The organism is Allobosea sp. 05T433, assembly GCF_056396065.1.
Genome location: NZ_JBFTKS010000009.1, coordinates 25,076 through 41,592, shown reverse-complemented (window position 1 = coordinate 41,592; position 16,517 = coordinate 25,076). Strand labels below are relative to the sequence as shown.

Genomic DNA, 16,517 nt, shown 5'->3' with positions numbered 1-16,517 from the left:
GCTAGGCCACCCGGCCGAGTCGGAGGGCGTTGGCGACGAGCTTGCGAAAGAGCCCGTCGAGCGCCCCGGCAAAGAGAATGACCACGCCGCCGATCACGACGACCATGTCCCGCGTAATGGTCGGCTTGTCGAAGGAGAGTTCCGCTCCGCCCTGATAGAGCACGCCGAACAGGAAGGCTGAGAGCGCGACGCCGATCGGGTGGCCGCGCCCCATCAACCCGACGGCGATGCCGACGAAACCGTAGCCGGCCGTGAAATCGATCAGGAGGCGGTGCTGCACGCCCATCGCCTCGTTGACCGCGAGCCCGCCAGCCAGGGCGCCGGAGAGCGCCATCGCGACCATGGTCATCCGGGCGGGCGAAATGCCGGCATAGGCGGCAGCGCGTGGATTGGCGCCCACGGTGCGGATCGCGTAACCGAGGCGCGAGCGATAGATCAGTGCCCAGATTGCGACGAGCGCGGCGAGCGCGAGCAGGAAAGCGGTGTTGAGCGGGGTCGCCGGCAGCTTGATCCCGAGCGGCGCGAGCAACTGGTGCATCGGCGTCAACACGGCGTGCCCGGCGAATTCCGGGGTTTCGGCCTGCATCGAACCAGGTTTCCCCATCACGTTGACGAGCAGATAGACGCTCAGCGTCGCCGCCAGGAAATTGAACATGATCGTGGTGATGACGACGTGGCTGCCGCGCGTCGCCTGCAGCCAGCCGGGGATGAAACCATAGAGCGCGCCTCCTGCCGCTCCCGCCAGGATGGCGAGCGGCACGAGCAGGATGCCGGGCAGCGGCGCGAGCCAGAGGCAAGCCAGCGCGAGGAAGATGCCGGCGACGGTCGCCTGGCCCTCGCCGCCGATGTTGAACAGCCCGGCATGGAAGGCGACGGCGACGGCGAGGCCCGTGAAGATGAAATTCGTGGTGTAGTAGAGCGTGAAACCCAAGCCCTCGATGCTGCCGAGGGCACCCTTGAGAAGCAGGGCCGTGGCTTCCAAGGGGCTCTCGCCGATGCCGAGCACCACCAGTCCGGCGACAAGGAGCGCCGCAGTGACGCTGACCAGCGGAACCAGCCCGGCATCGGCCCAGCGGGGCAGGTCGATCGGCGTGGCGCTCATGCGGCTTCCTGGTTCACACCGGCCATCAGCAGGCCGAGATCGCGCTCATTGGTGGCCTCGGCCGCTCGCTCGCCGGTGACCCGGCCGCCGCACATGGCCAGGATCCTGTCGGACAACGCCATCACCTCCTCGAGCTCGACCGAAACAAGCAGGATCGCCACTCCGGCATCGCGCAGCGCAATCAGGCGGCGATGGATGAACTCGATCGCACCGATATCGACGCCGCGTGTCGGCTGGCCGACGAGCAGGACCTTTGGTGCGCGCTCGATCTCGCGGGCCAGCACGATCTTCTGCTGATTGCCGCCCGAGAATTTCGCGGCCTTCAGGGACGGGTCTGCCGGGCGCACATCATAGGCCGTCATGCCGGCAAACGCGTGCGCTGCAATCCTGGTCGGCGAGAGGAAGGGGCCTGGTCCGAAGGCCGGGTCGTCCTGGTAGCCGAGGATGCTGTTCTCGGCCGCGGGAAAGGCGGTGACCAGTCCCATCCTGTGGCGGTCCTCGGGAATATGCATCACCCCGAGTTCGCGCAGATTGGCGGGCGTGCGGTCGCCGGCGTTGAGGATCTCGCCGTCGAGCCGGATGACGCCGCGCGAGGGCTGGAGCAGGCCGGCAAGCACCTCGAGCAATTCGCTCTGGCCATTGCCGGCGACGCCGGCGATGCCGACGATCTCGCCGGCATGCAGCGTCAGGCTGACATCGCTGAGCTTCTCGCAACCACGCTCGTCATAGAAACCGAGGCCGGCAGCCTCCAGAACGGGGGCCCCGCGCGGATGCTCCGTCTTCTCCACCCGCAGCAGCACGCGCCGTCCGACCATCGCTTCGGCAAGCTCGGGAGGCGAGGTCCGGGCGGTTTCGACATGCGCGATCATCTCACCCCGACGCATCACCGAGACGGTGTCGGTCACATCCATGACCTCGCGCAGTTTGTGGGTGATCAGGATCACCGTCTTGCCCTGCGCCTTCAGTGATCGCAGCAGCGCAAAGAGCTGGTCGGCTTCCGATGGGGTCAGCACGGCGGTGGGTTCGTCGAGGATCAGGATCTCGGCGCCGCGATAGAGCGCCTTCAGGATTTCGACGCGCTGCTGAAAGCCGACGGAGAGATCGCCGACGATGGCGTCCGGGTCGATGGCGAGGCCATAATCCCGGGAGAGGCGCGCAAGCTCGGCCCGTGCCCTGGCGATGCCGCCCTTGAGCAGCTTGCCGCCCTCCGCGCCGAGCACGACGTTCTCGACGACGCTGAGTGGTTCGACCAGCATGAAATGCTGATGGACCATGCCGATGCCGGCCGTGATCGCGTCCGCCGGTCTGCGAATACGCAAGGGCTGGCCTGCGACCCTGATCTCGCCGGAATCGGCCTCATAGAAACCGTAGAGGATCGACATCAGCGTCGATTTGCCGGCTCCGTTTTCGCCGACGATGCCGTGGATTGAGCCGGCGGCGATGGAAAGCGAGACGTCCTTGTTGGCCAGGACCGGGCCGAAGCGCTTGCTGATCGCGATCAGTTCGATGGCGGGAACGCTCATGGCACGATCACCATGCCGTCATGGGCCCGCTCTTCCGGCAACGGGCCGTCATGGGCGAGCATGCCCGGCCCCATATGGGTCAGCACGATGCGCGGGGTCGCGAGATCGCCGCGCCGTGCCGCGAGTGTCTTGTAGTCGAGATGGTTGGCCAGCGGCCGGTCGTAATTGTAGCACTCGACAAGCAGCACATCGGCTCCGGCGGCCAAGGAGATCAGCTCATCGCTCCAGGCCGTATCGCCGGAAAAGGCAAAGACCTTGCCGTCGCGTGCCAGTCGATAGCCCTGGCAAGGGCCGGCGCGCTCGTCATGCACCATCGGGAAGGCGGTGATCGCGAGCCCGGCCAACATCGCCGGTGCTTCCGGCGTCACCTCGACGAAACGGATCGGGAAGCGCCAGGGATTGGCCGAGGCGCCGGGGAAATCGGCCTCCAGCGCATGCCACGCTCGGTGTTCGATTCCGGCCGGCCCTGCGATGGTCAGGGGCTCGTTCCGGCGCGAGACGAATTGCGCATCGAGCAGAAAGGCCGGCAGCGCGCCGAAATGGTCGCCGTGGAAATGCGTGAACAGCAGGCTCGAGATCGGATTGCGGGCGACGTCCGCCTTGTTCAGCGCGACCATGCTCGACGAGCCGCAGTCGAGCAACATGCGCTCGCCGACGGCCTCGACGAGCAGGCAGGTGTTGAAACGCCCGCCCGATCCGAAGGCGTCGCCGGAGCCAAGAATGGTGATCTTCATCCGGATGCGGCCCCGAAGCGCCGCCCTCCCCGAGAAGGAGAGGGCGGCATGCGCCCGTTCCTCACATCGTGCACTTAGAGTCCGACATATAGTCGTGCACCTTCACCGTGCCGGCGATGATGTCATCGCGCGCCTTGTCGGCGGCGGCTTTCATCTCGGGCGTGATCAAGGCCCGGTTGGCATCGTCGAGCGCCCAGGCGACGCCGTCCTCCTTCAGCCCGAGCACGGAGATGCCCGGCTTCCAGCTGCCTTCGCGGGCCGCCTTGAAGGAGGCGTAGGTCGCGACATCGACGCGCTTCAGCATCGAGGTCAGCACCTTGCCCGGCTGCAGGGCGTTCTGGTTGGAATCGACGCCGATGCCGAGCTTGCCGGCATCCGCCGCCGCGCGCAGCACGCCGATGCCGGTGCCGCCGGCTGCGTGGTAGATCACGTCGGCGCCGCGGTCGATCTGCGACTTGGCAAGCTCGCCGCCCTTCACCGGGTCGTTCCAGGCGGAGGGCGTCGAGCCCGTCATGTTCTGGAAGACCTCGCCATCCTTCTTCGCCGCCTTGACGCCCTGGACATAGCCGCAGGCGAATTTCCGGATCAGCGGGATATCCATGCCGCCGACGAACCCGACCTTGCCGCTCTTGGATGCCATCCCGGCGAGCAGGCCGACGAGATAGGAGCCCTCATGCTCCTTGAACACGACCGACTGTACGTTCGGCAGGTCGACAACCATGTCGATGATCGTGAATTTCAGGTCGGGGAATTCGGCTGCCACCTTTTGCAGGGCGGTCGCCTGGCTGAAGCCGACCGCGATGATCGGGGAATGGCCGTCGCGTGCGAAGCGCCGCAGGGCCTGCTCGATCTGCGCCTCGTTGGTCGGCTCGAAATCGCGGAACTCGACACCGGTTTCCTTCTTGAATTTCTCGGCGCCGATGAAGGCGGCTTCGTTGAAGGATTTGTCGAATTTGCCGCCCTTGTCATAAACGACCGCCGGCTTGATTGCGGTTTGCGCCATGGCGGCGAGAGCCGAAAAGGCGACGCCCGCTAGCGCCAGCGCAAGAGATCTGACCCGCATATGTGCTTCCCCTGTGAACGCGCGGCGCGGTTTCTCCGCCCCTGCCTGTGCGCACGATGGCACGGCTTCCTCGCCCGGCCAAGCCGGGCTGCAGGCCATTTCCCTTGGCCCCGCCAACGCCACGATTGCCCAATCCAGCGGTTCGGCTTAACTCTGATGCATGAGCCTGCACGGTGACGAGATCGAACGCTATGCGCGCCATCTGGTGCTGCCGGAGATCGGCGGTCCGGGGCAGGCCAAACTCAAATCCACCAGCGTACTCGTGATCGGCGCGGGCGGGCTTGGCGCGCCGCTGATCCAGTATCTTGCCGCCGCGGGTGTCGGCATGATCGGTATCGTCGACGCCGATCATGTCTCGCTTTCCAACCTGCAGCGCCAGACCATCTTCAGCACTGCCGACCTCGGCGCGAACAAGGCGGTTGCGGCTGCCGGCTTCATCAAGCGGCTCAACCCGCATGTCGCGGTCGAGGAGCATGTCACCCGCATCGACCCGCACAACGCCCGCGCCATGGTTGCCTTCTACGACGTGATCGCCGACGGCACCGACAATTTCGAGACGCGTTACGCCGTCGCCGATGCCTGCTTCTACGAGAAGAAGCCGCTGGTCACCGCGGCCCTTGGCCGCTTCGATGGGTCGCTGACCACGCTGCGCCCGCATGAGAAGCGGCCGGACGGGCGGCCGAACCCGACCTATCGCTGCCTCTTTCCCAATCCGCCGCCGCCTGGCACGGTCGCACCCTGTGCCGAAGCCGGTGTGCTTGGCGCGCTCGCCGGCGTGATGGGCTCGCTGATGGCGCTGGAGGTGATTCGCGCAATCACCGGCTTCGGGGAGCCGCTGGTCGGCAAGCTCCTGCTCGTCGACGCGATGACGATGCGCTTCGATACGATGCGCTACGACTGGGATGCCGCCAATCCGTTGAACGGGACGGCGGTCGCCAGGAGCGCCTGAGCCTTCAGCCCCGATGCTGCGCTGTCGGCCACGACAGGCCGGAGCCTGACGGTGCGGTGGGGGCCCTAGCCTCGGCTGCTCACCTTCGCCTCGATCGCGTCCCAGACCTGGGCGGCGATATCCGGCCCGCCCAGCTTCTTGACGGCGCGCACGCCCGTCGGCGCCGTGACGTTGATCTCGGTGAGATTGCCGCCGATCACGTCGATGCCCACCAGGATCAGGCCTCGCTCGCGCAGCGTCGGGCCAATCGCCTCGCAGATCTCGAGCTCGCGCTTGGAGAGGTCGGTCGGTGCGGCGGCGCCGCCGCGCACCATGTTGGCGCGCAGGTCACCGTCGGCCGGCACCCGGTTGACCGCGCCTGCCGCCTTGCCGTCCACCAGCAGGATGCGTTTGTCGCCGGCGCTGACCTCCTTCATGAAGCGCTGGACCACCCAGGCCTCCTTGAAGATCCCGGAGAAGAGATCGAACAGCGAGCCGAAATTGGGGTCGCCCTTCCCGGTCTTGAACACCGTCGCGCCGCCATGGCCGTAAAGCGGCTTCATCACGATCTCGCCGAACTCCTCGCGAAAGGCCTCGATCTCGGCCCTGTCGCGGGTGATCAGGGTCGGCGGCATCAGTTCGGGGAAATGTGTGACCAGGATTTTCTCGGGCGCGTTGCGCACTTGCGCGGGATCGTTGACGACCAGTGTCTTCGGATGGATGCGCTCCAGCATGTGCGTGGAGGTGATATAGGCCATGTCGAAGGGCGGATCCTGCCGGAGCAGCACGACATCGAGCGTCGAGAGATCGGTGCGCTCCTCGGCGCCGAGGGTGAAATGATCGCCATCGATATCGCGGACCTCGACCGGCCGGATCGGCGCGGTGACCTTGCCGTCCCGCAGAGAGAGCTTGTCGGGCGTGTAGGTGTAGAGGCTGTGTCCGCGCCGCTGCGCCTCCAGCATCAGGGCGAAGCCGGTATCGCCGGCGATCCTGACGCGTTCGATGGGGTCCATCTGGATGGCGACGGCAAGGGTCATGGGCAAGGTTCCTGTTGCGCGGCCTCATATCGGCCCAGGCCCCATGCCTGTGCAAGGGGCAGGCTGCGCGTCACAGGATCAGCTCGAAGGCGCCGGGCACATGGCGCGGCCGACGCCAGGGCGCGACGAAGACGGCATCGGCTCGCAAGTGATGGTCCATCGCCCAGGCATTGCGCGAGAGCCATTGCCGGATGCGGGCCTCGATCAGCCGGCGTTTCTCCGGAGTGATCGCGGTCAGCGCATCGTCGAGCAGGCCCCGGGCCTTGACCTCGACGAAGGCGATGGTGCGTCCGCGCTTCACGATGAGGTCGATCTCGCCGCCCTTGCCGCCGAAGCGCCGGGCGAGGGGCCGGTAACCCTTCGCGGCAAGCCAGAGGATCGCCAGCAACTCGCCGCGCTGGCCGGTCGTTCCGGCTCGTCTGGCCTTCTGGCTGCGAGCCCTGGCTCTCAAGGCTCGCGGGTCAGTTCGAGGGCGCGCGCATAAATCTTGCGGCGCGGCTGCCCCGTCTCGGCGGCGACCTGAGCGACCGCCTCCTTGAGCGAGAGCCGCGCCATGGCCTCGCGCAGGCGCTCATCGATGACATCTCCCGCTGGAAGCAGAGCCTCGGCTCCGGGTGGACCGATGATCACGACGATCTCGCCGCGTGCTTCTTCCTCCTCGCCATAATGGGCGGCGAGTTCAGCAAGCGTCCCGCGTTGTACGGTTTCGTGGTACTTGGTCAGTTCGCGGGCGACCGCTGCCGGCCTTGCGCCCAGCACTGCGCCGGCATCGGCGAGCATCTCGGCGAGGCGGCGCGGTGATTCGAAGAAGACGAGGGTGCCTGGAATGACCGCCAGCTCGGTCAGCCGCCCGCGCCGCGCGGCCGATTTCGGCGGCAGGAAACCTTCGAAGAAGAACCGGTCTGTCGGCAGGCCGGCAAGCACCAGCGCCGCCAGAACGGCCGAGGGGCCCGGAATGCCGGTGACCGGCAGGCCTTCGGCGACGACATCGGCGACCAGCTTGTAGCCGGGGTCCGACACCAGCGGCGTGCCCGCGTCGGAGATCAGGGCAAGCCGCCCGCCCTCCCGCAGCTTGGCCAGGATCTTCGGCCGCATCTGCGCGGCATTGTGCTCGTGATAGGGCAGGAGCGGTGTCGAGATTCCGTAATGTGCCAGCAGCGTCTTGCTGGTGCGCGTGTCCTCGGCGAGCACGGCATCGGCGGCGGCAAGCGTCGCCAGGGCGCGAAACGAGATGTCGCGCAGATTGCCGATCGGGGTTGCGACGATGTGCAGGCCGGGCGCCAGCGTCTCCGCTTCGGCGCGGAGCCCGAAGGCCGTGTAGCTGGGGGCGCGCTGCGATGCACGCGGGGCAGAGGCAGGCGGGGCGGAGGACGGAGCGGACATGTCCGCAAGCTGCCACAGCCGCGGTCCTTATGCCACGGCCGCATGCAGCTGCGCCTCGTTTCAAATGCGGCAAGACAGAGTTAACAACTTGAAAATACCATGTCGCACTGGCAGGAGTTCTCCACGGTCGGGGGACTGCAAGCTGGATACGGTCGCAATGACCGCGTTCCCCGTTCTCGACTGGAGATGATCCCGTGCTGCTCCAACGGCTCCCCCTTCCGGTCTCGAGGTTGCGTCTGGCGGCTCTGGCCCTCGGTGTTTCGCTTGGGCTCGCGGCCTGCAGCGGCGGCACGTCCGGTCTGCCAGGTTTTGACGGCGGTTCCGCGGCCCCGGGCGGCGAGGCTCAGGCGCCCACCGGCCAGACCATCGGTACCGGCAAGGTCAAGGTCGGCCTCGTGCTTCCCCTGACTGCGGAAGGGCAGGGCGCGGTCGTCGGCAACTCCCTGAAGAACGCTGCCGAGATGGCGCTCGCCGAATTCCCGGGCGCCGACCTCACGCTGCTGGTCAAGGATGATCGCGGGTCGCCGGAAGGCGCTCAGGCCGCGGCCCAGGAAGCGCTGCGTGAAGGTGCTGAACTGATCATCGGGCCGCTCTTTGCACCCTCGGTGCAGGCTGCCGCTCAAGTGGCGCGCGGCGCCAACCGCCCGATCATGGCTTTCTCCAGCGATAGCAATGTCGCTTCGCGCGGCGTCTATCTGCTCTCCTTCCCGCCCGAGAACGACGTCAATCGCGTGATCGCCTACGCCTCTTCGCAGGGGCGCAAGTCCTTTGCCGCGCTGGTTCCGGATACCGCCTATGGCCGGGTCGTCGAGGCCGCGTTCCAGCAGGCCGTCGCCAATCGCGGGGCGCGGGCGGTCATCATCGAGCGTTTCGGCTCCGACCAGAACAGCATGCGCACCGCTGTCCAGCGCCTCGTGCCGGCCTTGCAGCAGGCGGACGCGCTCTTCGTCCCGGCCGCAGCCGACACCATGCCGGCGCTGGGACTGGCACTTCAGCAAGCCGGGTTCGATCCGGCCAAGGTGAAGCCTCTCGGCACCGGTGTCTGGAACGATGCCAGCGTCGCGCGCGTTCCGGCGATCCAGGGAGGCTGGTTCGCATCGCCCGACACAGCCGGTTTCAATGCCTTTGCGGGCCGTTATCAGCAGCGCTTCAACGGCGCGCCGACCCGCACCGCGACTCTGGCCTATGATGCGGTCTCGCTGGCAGCGGCGTTGGCGCGGACGCAGGGAAGCCAGCGTTTCTCCGAGTCGGTTCTGACCAACCCGCAGGGCTTTGCCGGTGCGGACGGCGTCTTCCGTTTCCGCCCGGATGGGCAGATTGAGCGCGGGCTTGCGGTTCTCGAACTGCGCAACGGCCAGATCGTGACGGTCAATGCCGCGCCGCGAGACCTTGGGCCGAGGACGTAACAGGGCCCCCGCGCGCGGTTTCCGGGCGCTGCGACGCGCAGATCCTCGGTTCCAGAACAGAATGATGCCCGGCGCGAGGCCGGGCATGGGGGCGGCAGGTCTAGGCCGCCAGATCCGCCACCAACGCGTCCAGGACCAGGGCCCCGTCCGGTGTCGCGGCGAGCTTGCCGCCGGGTTTGCGCGTCAACAGCCCCTCCTTCATCAAGCTGTCGACGCGGGAAGACTTCAGCTCGCGCCCTGAAAGCGCCCTGAACGTGACCGGATCGATGCCCTCGACCAGTCGCAGGCCCATCAGCAGATATTCGTCGCCTTGCGCCTCGGCGTTCAGGCACTCGTTCTCGACCAGCGCATGCCCTTCGGCCTCGACGCGCTCAAGCCAGACTTCCGGCCGCTTCTCGGTCGATTGCGCCATCCGGCCGTCCGCCGTGACCAGCCTTCCATGCGCACCGGGGCCAATGCCGGCATATTCGCCATAGCACCAGTAAACGAGATTGTGCCGGCATTCGGCGCCCGGCCTGGCATGGTTCGAGATCTCGTAGACCGGCAGGCCGTGCTTTGCCGTGATCTCCTGCGTCGTTTCGTAGAGTGCGGCGCCGACCTCATAATCCGGCACCTTCAACTTGCCAGCCTTGTACAGGGCCGCGAAGGCGGTGTCGGGCTCGATGGTGAGCTGGTAGAGCGAGAGATGCTCGGCAGCATGGCCGATCGCGAGTTCGAGTTCCTCGCGCCAGAGCGCGGGGGTCTGCTCGACGGAGCGGGCGTAGATCAGGTCGAAGGAATAGCGCTCGAAATAGCGCCGCGCGATCGCCACCGCATCGAGCGCTTCCTGTGTCGAGTGCATCCGGCCCAGCGCCTTGAGGTCGGCGTCGTTCAACGCCTGCACACCGAGCGAGACGCGGTTGACGCCGGCGGCGCGGAAATCCTGGAAGCGTCCTGCCTCGACGCTGGTCGGGTTTGCTTCCAGCGAGACCTCGCAATTCGGGTCGACCGCCCAGGCGCCGCCGATCGCGTCGAGGATTGCGCCGACCGTGCGGCCCTCCATCAGCGAGGGCGTGCCACCGCCGAAGAAGATCGAGGAGACGGTGCGTCCGGGCGCCAGCTGGGCGCGGTGCGCGATTTCGCGCCTGAAGGCTTCGATGAAGCGCTGCTGGTCGGGCGGCGTGTGCCGCACATGCGAGTTGAAGTCGCAATAGGGGCATTTGGCCAGGCAGAATGGCCAATGCACATAGACCGCGAAACCGGCATCCGCGGTCGGATGCGGCGGGACCGCCTGGCGCTCGGCGATGGCGGCCGGCGCGTTCACTGGGGCAGCCTCAAGCAGGCTGCGGCGAGAAGCTGGAAGGCGCGGGCGCGATGCGACAGCGCCTCCGAACCATCATCCGGCACGCCGTGCTTTTCATCGGAAGACATTTCGCCAAAGGTCTTGGCGCGGCCGTCCGGCTTGAAAATCGGATCATAGCCGAAGCCTGAAGGGCCGCGCGGCTCATGGATGATCTCGCCGTAGACGCGGCCTTCGAAGAGCTCCTGGTGTCCGTCCGGCCAAGCGATGACCAGCGCGGAGACGAAATGGCCCCGACGCTTGTCGGAGGTCGTTGCGCCGCGCTTGGCGAGCTCGGCCTGCACGCGGGCGAGCGCCGGGACAAAGTTCTTGCCCGGCCCGGCCCAGTTGGCGGAGAACAGGCCAGGGGCGCCGTCGAGCGCATCGATGCACAGGCCGGAATCATCGGCAATCGCCGGCAGGCCGCTCGCTTGCGCGGAGGCCACCGCCTTGATCGCGGCATTCTCCGAGAACATGTGGCCATTCTCCTCCGGCTCGGGCAGGCCGAGCTCGCCGGCCGAGACCAGATCGACGCCATAGGGCGCCATCAGCTCGCGCATTTCGCGCAGCTTGCCCTGATTATGGGTCGCAATCACGACTTTGCCTTGGAGAAGCCGATGTCCGCTCATGGTCAGGCCACCGCCGCCTTTTGCAGCGCGACCAGCTTGCTGACACCGCCCTTGGCGAGGCGGAGCAGGGCCATCAGCTCATCCTCCGAGAAGGGAGCGCCTTCGGCAGTGCCTTGCACTTCGACCAGGCCGCCTGTTCCGGTGATGACGAAGTTCGCGTCGGTCTGCGCGCCGGAATCCTCGACATAGTCGAGATCGATGACCGGGTTGCCGGCGACGATGCCGCAGGAAATCGCGGCGACATGATCCTTGAGCGGGTTCGATGCCTTGAGCATGCCGCGCCCCTCCATCCATTTCAGCGCGTCGTGCAGCGCGACCCAGGCGCCGGTGATCGAGGCCGTGCGCGTGCCGCCATCGGCCTGGAGGACGTCGCAATCGACCACGATCTGGCGCTCGCCAATGGCGGTCAGGTCGACGACCGCGCGAAGCGAGCGCCCGACCAGGCGCTGGATTTCCTGCGTGCGGCCGGATGGCTTGCCGGAGGTGACCTCGCGGCGTGTACGTTCATGCGTGGCACGCGGCAGCATCGAGTACTCGGCCGTGACCCAGCCCTTGCCGGTGCCACGCAGCCATGGTGGACCCTTTTCCTCGACCGTCGCGGCGCAGAGCACCTTGGTCTCGCCGAAGCTGACCATGCAGGAACCTTCCGCATAGCGCACCACGCCGCGTTCCAGCGTGACCTTGCGCATCTCGTCGGCCGCGCGTTTGGAGGGTCGCATGTTCACATCCCGATTTCGTGAGTTCGGCGGCTTGTAGGCGTTTGGGCCGGGCGCGGCAAGGCAAGCAGCCAGCGCTTGCCTCTTGATCCGCCGCCGCGCCGAAGGGACAATAGCCTATGTGCAACCAGATACTCGCCTCGCCATGAGCGCGCCCACGCGGCAGGACAGCCCTGGCGGGCTGGTCGAGACCGACCAACGCTCCCGTGAGATTTTCCGGCAGATCGTCGATGGCTATCTCACGACGGGCGAGCCCGTCGGCTCGCGCAATATCGCGCGGCTGCTGCCGGTGGCCCTGTCGCCGGCAACTGTGCGCAATGTCATGACCGACCTCGAAATGGCCGGGCTGATCTACGCCCCGCATACCTCGGCCGGTCGGTTGCCGACGGAGCGCGGATTGCGTTTCTTCGTCGACGCCATGATGGAAGTCGGCAACCTGACCTCCGACGAGCGCGCCCGCATCGAGGCGCAGATGCGGGCAGCGGCCTCGACCCGGACGCTGGACGGCGCGCTGAMTGAGGCGTCTGCACTGCTGTCTGGGCTGTCGCGTGGTGCCGGCGTTGTGGTCACCACCAAGGCCAATTCCCGGCTGAAGCATATCGAATTTGTCCGGCTGGAGCCGGTGCGCGCGCTTGTGGTGCTCGTGGCGGAGGACGGTACGGTCGAGAATCGGTTGCTCGCCCTTCCGCCGGGTCTGCCCGCCTCGGCCCTGACGGAGGCTGCGAATTTTCTCAATGCCCGTGTCCTCGGCAAGACCCTGAGCGAACTGCAGCGCGAGATCGCCGACGATCGCGCCACCATGGAGCGCGAACTCGATGCGCTGACGGCGAAGCTTGTCGAAAGCGGCATCGCCACCTCGTCAGGTCCAAGCAGCGATCGCCATCTGATCGTGCGCGGCCAGGCCAATCTGCTGGAGGATCTCAAGGCACAGGAGGATCTCGAGCGTATCCGCCTGCTCTTCGGGGATCTGGAGACGCAGACCGACGTGATCGACCTCCTGTCCCGTGCCGAGGCCGGCGACGGCGTGCGCATCTTCATCGGCTCCGAGAACAAGCTGTTCTCGATGTCCGGTTCCTCGATGATCGCGGCCCCCTTCCATGATGCCGAACAGCGTATCGTCGGCGTCGTCGGCATCATCGGCCCGACGCGGCTGAACTATGCCCGCATCGTGCCGATGGTGGACTATACCGCCAAGGTCGTCGGGCGGCTCCTGGATGGTGCGCGGTGAAGCGCATCTTGCGAGCCGGACTGATTCTGGTGCTGGGAGTTTTTGCGATGGCGGCGATGGGGCAGAACGAACAGGCGAGCCTCCTCGATGCGGCCGCCACCGGCAGGACTGCCGAGGTCTCCCGGCTGATCGCGGCCGGAGCCGATCTCGAGGCTCGCGATGCGCAGGGGCGCTCGCCGTTGTTGCTCGCCGTGGCCGGCAATCATGTCGCGATCGCCAAGGCGCTGCTCGCGGCGGGCGCCAACATCAATGCGCAGGCCGCCAATCGCGACACGCCCTGGTTGCTCGCCGGTGCCGCCGGGCGTGCCGAGATCGTCGCTGCGATGATCCCGCTGAAGCCCGACCTGACGATCCGCAACCGCTATGGCGGCAATGCCCTGATCCCGGCCTGCGAGCGCGCCCATGTCGAGACGGTCAAGCTGCTCCTGGGTAGCGGCATCGACCTGGACCACGTCAATGATCTCGGTTGGACCTGCCTGCTCGAGATCGTCATCCTGAGCGATGGCGGGCCACGGCATCAGGAGGTTGCAAAGCTTGTGCTCGAGGCCGGCGCCGATCCGAGTCTGGCCGACAAGGATGGTGTCTCGCCGCTGGCCCATGCCCGCCAGCGCGGGCAGCGGGCCGTCGCGGCGTTGATCGAGAAGGCCGGCGGCCGCTGACCGATTCCAGCCAGCGAGTCATGACCTGCTCGCTGGCGTGAAAGTCGCTCGCTTCGCGTTGCCCCGGACCGAGACTGCTCTGTCGCTCGATCAGGTGGACCGCCAGCCCGCGCTCCATGACGTCGCCGGCCCCGAATTTCGCAGTGGCCGGGAGGCCGCTCAAGCATCCCGATTTGGCATCGACGCATTCTGGCGTTACCTCTGCCGCCAAAGCGACCCAGGTGCGCTCCAGACCACAAGGCCAAAGACATGACCGACACGCTCCCCGACCGTCTCTCCGTCAACCCGGACAGCCCCTTTTACGACGCCGAGGTCCTGGCGAAGGATATCGGCATCCGCTTCAAGGGCACCGAGAAGACCAATGTCGAGGAGTATTGCGTCAGCGAGGGATGGATCAAGGTGGCGGCCGGCGCCGCCAAGGACCGCTTTGGCCGGCCGATGACGATCACGCTCAAGGGGCCGGTCGAGCCTTACTATCGCAAGGCGGAGTAAGGTTCAGGGCGTCACGGACGCCGCGACAGCGCCCAGCTGAAGCTGAGGACGGCGAATAGCCCGAGCCCGGCGCGGACAGCGTGAAGCTCACCCCAGCGCTGAATCAGATGGCGGCTCGCGGCGCTGGCTTGCGCCGCGGCCATGGCCTGCAGTTCCGTGTTGATCGGTGCGATGACCAGTAGCGTGAACGGCAGATTGGCCAGGATCGCAAACATGCCGACCAGCCAGGCGGGGTTACGGGTGGAGCGCCAGGAGAGACCGGCGCAGAGCGTCGTGATGACGACCAGCGTCGCCTGCATCCGCGTCGCCGGGCCGATGGCGGCTTGCCATTGCCGCAGAAGCGCCCCGTCGTCGAGCGACAGCCGCGCCGGCTGCTCGGCCGCGAGGATGTAGATCGCTGCGCCACTGAACAGCGCCGCCAGTGCCAATGTGATCGGTCCCATGCTCCGGGCGAGCGTGGATTGCAGAATGAGGTCGGTCCCTTGGGGCATCGTCACCTCCCGATTTTGAATAGTATGCTATATATCATTGCATAGCATGCTGTTCAACTGGTATCCCGACCCGGCGGGGGGATGCGATCGTGACGACCTTCAAGACTCATTCGGCCGGCTATCTCGCCAACCACATGGCGCGGCTTTTCGCCAAGGCCCTGGCTGAATCCATCCGACCGCTGGGGCTTGCGCCAGCGCAGTTCATGGTCCTGCTCGAACTCTGGCGTGAAGACGGTGTCACGCAGAAACACCTGGTCGAACGGCTCGATGTCGAACAGGCGACGATGGCCAGCACGCTTGCGCGCATGGAGCGCGACGGTCTGATCGAGCGCAGGCCCGACGCTGCCGATGCCCGCGCCCGTATCATTCATCTGACAGGGCGGGCCCGGGAACTGGAGCATACTGCGCTTGCGGAGGCGCGGCAGGTCAACCGGCGGGCGCTGGCCGGCTTCCCGGAGGAGGAGGCGGAGCAGCTGCTCGCCGGCATGCGCCGCATCATTTCCTCACTCTCCGACAAGCCGGCCAAGCCCGATCTGCCGGTCAGCCCCAATCCGCTGGATTAGGCGAGTGACTTGAAGAAGAAGGTCGAGCCGCAATCGCTGCCATCGGGCATCAGCGCATAGCGCGGGATGGTGCCGATCTCGGTCCAGCCCAGCCGCTTATAGAGCCGCCGCGCCGGGCCGGCCTCGTCCGTGTCGAGGCAGAGCAGCGTCCGTCCGGCCGCCAACGCCTCGGCCTCCGCTGCCAGCATCAGCGCTTCGCCGATACCCTGCCGGCGCGCGGAGGAATGCACCAGCACCTTGGCAATATCGGCGCGGTGCGGCTGGTTCGGCTTGCCGGCGGGGTGGAGCTGCGCGGTGCCGACGATCTCGTCGCCCTGCCGCGCGACCAGAAGCAGGATCTGTCCTGCTTCGACGCCGGCTACGACACCTGTCCAATAGGCCTTGAAATCGGCCTCGGTATTCTCCGCCATGAAGCCGACAGAGGCGCCGTTCGCAACGGAATCCCGAAGGATACCGGTAAGCGCAGGGATGGCGTTGCGCGCACCAGCGGCATCGAGACGCGTGATCGAGGCCGTATCAACGAGCTGCGTCGTCATCGTGGTCTTTCCTGGGATAGGCCGTCTGCCGTCATCAGCACGACGGCATAACGGGCCGGCTCCGGGCCGGGATTGTGATAGGTGATCGGCCCATCGAGCAGCATGTGGATGCAGTCGCCGCTCCGCAGTCGATGGCTGGCGCCGCCAAAGCTGAGCTCGATTTCTCCGGCGAGCAGCCAGACCTGCTGGTCGAGGCGGTGCAGCATGCGCGGTCCGTCGAGCAGGACGCGCGCTCCGGGGGGCAGCGTCACGTCGACGATCTCGACCGGTGAGCCGATGCCTGGCGGCGAGACGTTGCGCCGCACATAGCCGCTGCCAGGGTCGAGCCAGACCGGCTGGTCGGCCAGGCGCGCGACCGGGCCGGCATGGCGCTCCTCGTGGAACAGCGACGACAAGGTCACGCCGAGTCCAGCGGTCAGTCGATCGAGCAACGCCGCGGTCGGGCTCGATTCGCCCCGCTCGATTCGCGAGATCATCGCGCGGCTGACGCCGGTGCGCTCGGCAAGCACGTCGAGCGTCAGATCGCGCCGTTGGCGCGCTGACTTCAGGCGCGTCGCGAGGCGCCTGTCGATGTCTCTCTCGGGAGGATTCTCCATTTTAGTAGAGAAAATCTAATATACTGGAATGTCAAGCGCCTGCCATGCTGCAGAGAAGCAAGGCGCCTGCCACAAACCCTTGGCCCCGTGCAGCTTCACTGCTATTGCGCGCC

The 16,517-nt window shown here is 66.8% G+C and carries 19 protein-coding genes; 6 read left to right on the top strand and 13 right to left on the bottom strand.

Annotated features, from left to right (window positions below; translation table 11 throughout):
• Position 1: 1 nt before the first annotated feature.
• The 4 genes from AC1DGP_RS14410 to AC1DGP_RS14395 all read right to left on the bottom strand — a co-directional run bounded on the left by AC1DGP_RS14410 (position 2) and on the right by AC1DGP_RS14395 (position 4,422).
• Entirely contained in the window at positions 2-1,102 is a 1,101-nt protein-coding gene (locus AC1DGP_RS14410) for an ABC transporter permease (RefSeq protein WP_441490446.1), read from the bottom strand.
• On the bottom strand, positions 1,099-2,625 hold the full coding sequence (locus tag AC1DGP_RS14405; RefSeq protein WP_441490445.1) for an ABC transporter ATP-binding protein: 1,527 nt from the start codon (positions 2,623-2,625) through the stop codon (positions 1,099-1,101). Before AC1DGP_RS14405 ends, AC1DGP_RS14410 begins: the two co-directional genes overlap by 4 nt.
• Entirely contained in the window at positions 2,622-3,359 is a 738-nt protein-coding gene (locus tag AC1DGP_RS14400; protein ID WP_441490444.1) for an MBL fold metallo-hydrolase, read from the bottom strand. Before AC1DGP_RS14400 ends, AC1DGP_RS14405 begins: the two co-directional genes overlap by 4 nt.
• A 61-nt stretch (positions 3,360-3,420) precedes the next feature.
• The gene (locus AC1DGP_RS14395) at positions 3,421-4,422 is read right to left on the bottom strand and encodes a BMP family lipoprotein (RefSeq protein ID WP_113518360.1); all 1,002 of its coding nucleotides are present in this window, start codon (positions 4,420-4,422) and stop codon (positions 3,421-3,423) included.
• A gap of 160 nt (positions 4,423-4,582) precedes the next feature.
• On the opposite strand from AC1DGP_RS14395, the gene AC1DGP_RS14390 reads away from it, so the two are divergent.
• Positions 4,583-5,371: a HesA/MoeB/ThiF family protein gene (locus AC1DGP_RS14390; protein ID WP_113518359.1), complete on the top strand. Its 789-nt coding sequence runs from the start codon at positions 4,583-4,585 to the stop codon at positions 5,369-5,371.
• 65 nt (positions 5,372-5,436) lie between these two features.
• Here AC1DGP_RS14390 and gshB read toward each other — a convergent pair whose 3' ends face one another.
• The 3 genes from gshB to rsmI all read right to left on the bottom strand — a co-directional run bounded on the left by gshB (position 5,437) and on the right by rsmI (position 7,770).
• Entirely contained in the window at positions 5,437-6,387 is a 951-nt protein-coding gene (gene gshB / locus AC1DGP_RS14385; protein WP_441490442.1) for a glutathione synthase, read from the bottom strand.
• 70 nt (positions 6,388-6,457) lie between these two features.
• Positions 6,458-6,838 carry a YraN family protein gene (locus AC1DGP_RS14380; protein ID WP_069877958.1) on the bottom strand — a complete coding sequence of 127 codons (381 nt, stop codon included), beginning with the start codon at positions 6,836-6,838 and terminating at the stop codon, positions 6,458-6,460.
• On the bottom strand, positions 6,835-7,770 hold the full coding sequence (gene rsmI / locus AC1DGP_RS14375) for a 16S rRNA (cytidine(1402)-2'-O)-methyltransferase (protein ID WP_441490441.1): 936 nt from the start codon (positions 7,768-7,770) through the stop codon (positions 6,835-6,837). Before rsmI ends, AC1DGP_RS14380 begins: the two co-directional genes overlap by 4 nt.
• Positions 7,771-7,964: 194 nt before the next feature.
• On the opposite strand from rsmI, the gene AC1DGP_RS14370 reads away from it, so the two are divergent.
• On the top strand, positions 7,965-9,176 hold the full coding sequence (locus AC1DGP_RS14370) for a penicillin-binding protein activator (protein WP_441506312.1): 1,212 nt from the start codon (positions 7,965-7,967) through the stop codon (positions 9,174-9,176).
• A gap of 100 nt (positions 9,177-9,276) precedes the next feature.
• Here the strand turns inward: AC1DGP_RS14370 and hemW are convergent, their stop codons facing one another.
• Genes hemW through rph form a run of 3 tightly spaced genes read right to left on the bottom strand, consistent with a single transcriptional unit; the run spans position 9,277 to position 11,842 of the window.
• The gene (hemW, locus tag AC1DGP_RS14365) at positions 9,277-10,479 is read right to left on the bottom strand and encodes a radical SAM family heme chaperone HemW (RefSeq protein WP_476832240.1); all 1,203 of its coding nucleotides are present in this window, start codon (positions 10,477-10,479) and stop codon (positions 9,277-9,279) included.
• On the bottom strand, positions 10,476-11,123 hold the full coding sequence (rdgB, locus tag AC1DGP_RS14360) for an RdgB/HAM1 family non-canonical purine NTP pyrophosphatase (RefSeq protein WP_441490438.1): 648 nt from the start codon (positions 11,121-11,123) through the stop codon (positions 10,476-10,478). The genes hemW and rdgB overlap by 4 nt, the downstream gene beginning before the upstream one ends.
• Before the next feature lie 2 nt (positions 11,124-11,125).
• On the bottom strand, positions 11,126-11,842 hold the full coding sequence (gene rph, locus AC1DGP_RS14355) for a ribonuclease PH (protein WP_069877955.1): 717 nt from the start codon (positions 11,840-11,842) through the stop codon (positions 11,126-11,128).
• 142 nt (positions 11,843-11,984) lie between these two features.
• Here rph and hrcA point away from each other — a divergent pair, with 142 nt between their 5' ends.
• The 3 genes from hrcA to AC1DGP_RS14340 all read left to right on the top strand — a co-directional run bounded on the left by hrcA (position 11,985) and on the right by AC1DGP_RS14340 (position 14,218).
• Positions 11,985-13,067, top strand: a complete 1,083-nt coding sequence (gene hrcA, locus AC1DGP_RS14350) for a heat-inducible transcriptional repressor HrcA (RefSeq protein ID WP_476832239.1) — start codon at positions 11,985-11,987, stop codon at positions 13,065-13,067.
• A complete protein-coding gene (locus tag AC1DGP_RS14345) occupies positions 13,064-13,726 on the top strand; it encodes an ankyrin repeat domain-containing protein (RefSeq protein ID WP_476832238.1) in 663 nt (220 codons plus the stop codon). Before hrcA ends, AC1DGP_RS14345 begins: the two co-directional genes overlap by 4 nt.
• A 249-nt stretch (positions 13,727-13,975) precedes the next feature.
• Complete coding sequence (locus AC1DGP_RS14340; protein ID WP_069877953.1) at positions 13,976-14,218, top strand: DUF3297 family protein; 243 nt, start codon at positions 13,976-13,978, stop codon at positions 14,216-14,218.
• Positions 14,219-14,229: 11 nt separating this feature from the next.
• Here the strand turns inward: AC1DGP_RS14340 and AC1DGP_RS14335 are convergent, their stop codons facing one another.
• Positions 14,230-14,709, bottom strand: coding sequence for an anthrone oxygenase family protein (locus tag AC1DGP_RS14335; protein WP_441490435.1), 480 nt, complete (start codon positions 14,707-14,709; stop codon positions 14,230-14,232).
• Between the two features lie 89 nt (positions 14,710-14,798).
• On the opposite strand from AC1DGP_RS14335, the gene AC1DGP_RS14330 reads away from it, so the two are divergent.
• Complete coding sequence (locus AC1DGP_RS14330) at positions 14,799-15,272, top strand: MarR family winged helix-turn-helix transcriptional regulator (protein ID WP_441490434.1); 474 nt, start codon at positions 14,799-14,801, stop codon at positions 15,270-15,272.
• On the opposite strand, the gene AC1DGP_RS14325 is transcribed toward AC1DGP_RS14330, so the two are convergent.
• Both AC1DGP_RS14325 and AC1DGP_RS14320 read right to left on the bottom strand, forming a co-directional pair.
• Entirely contained in the window at positions 15,269-15,808 is a 540-nt protein-coding gene (locus AC1DGP_RS14325) for an N-acetyltransferase family protein (RefSeq protein ID WP_476832237.1), read from the bottom strand. The two genes, AC1DGP_RS14330 and AC1DGP_RS14325, sit on opposite strands and share 4 nt — an antisense overlap.
• Positions 15,805-16,404, bottom strand: coding sequence for a helix-turn-helix domain-containing protein (locus AC1DGP_RS14320; protein ID WP_441490432.1), 600 nt, complete (start codon positions 16,402-16,404; stop codon positions 15,805-15,807). Before AC1DGP_RS14320 ends, AC1DGP_RS14325 begins: the two co-directional genes overlap by 4 nt.
• Positions 16,405-16,517 lie beyond the last annotated feature (113 nt).

Coding starts and splice junctions, on each gene's coding strand:
- AC1DGP_RS14410 (WP_441490446.1), bottom strand. CDS start 1,102: ATGAGCGCCACGCCGATCGACCTGCCCCGCTGGGCCGATGCCGGGCTG.
- AC1DGP_RS14405 (WP_441490445.1), bottom strand. CDS start 2,625: ATGAGCGTTCCCGCCATCGAACTGATCGCGATCAGCAAGCGCTTCGGC.
- AC1DGP_RS14400 (WP_441490444.1), bottom strand. CDS start 3,359: ATGAAGATCACCATTCTTGGCTCCGGCGACGCCTTCGGATCGGGCGGG.
- AC1DGP_RS14395 (WP_113518360.1), bottom strand. CDS start 4,422: ATGCGGGTCAGATCTCTTGCGCTGGCGCTAGCGGGCGTCGCCTTTTCG.
- AC1DGP_RS14390 (WP_113518359.1), top strand. CDS start 4,583: ATGAGCCTGCACGGTGACGAGATCGAACGCTATGCGCGCCATCTGGTG.
- gshB (WP_441490442.1), bottom strand. CDS start 6,387: ATGACCCTTGCCGTCGCCATCCAGATGGACCCCATCGAACGCGTCAGG.
- rsmI (WP_441490441.1), bottom strand. CDS start 7,770: ATGTCCGCTCCGTCCTCCGCCCCGCCTGCCTCTGCCCCGCGTGCATCG.
- rdgB (WP_441490438.1), bottom strand. CDS start 11,123: ATGAGCGGACATCGGCTTCTCCAAGGCAAAGTCGTGATTGCGACCCAT.
- rph (WP_069877955.1), bottom strand. CDS start 11,842: ATGCGACCCTCCAAACGCGCGGCCGACGAGATGCGCAAGGTCACGCTG.
- AC1DGP_RS14340 (WP_069877953.1), top strand. CDS start 13,976: ATGACCGACACGCTCCCCGACCGTCTCTCCGTCAACCCGGACAGCCCC.
- AC1DGP_RS14335 (WP_441490435.1), bottom strand. CDS start 14,709: ATGCCCCAAGGGACCGACCTCATTCTGCAATCCACGCTCGCCCGGAGC.
- AC1DGP_RS14325 (WP_476832237.1), bottom strand. CDS start 15,808: ATGACGACGCAGCTCGTTGATACGGCCTCGATCACGCGTCTCGATGCC.
- AC1DGP_RS14320 (WP_441490432.1), bottom strand. CDS start 16,404: ATGGAGAATCCTCCCGAGAGAGACATCGACAGGCGCCTCGCGACGCGC.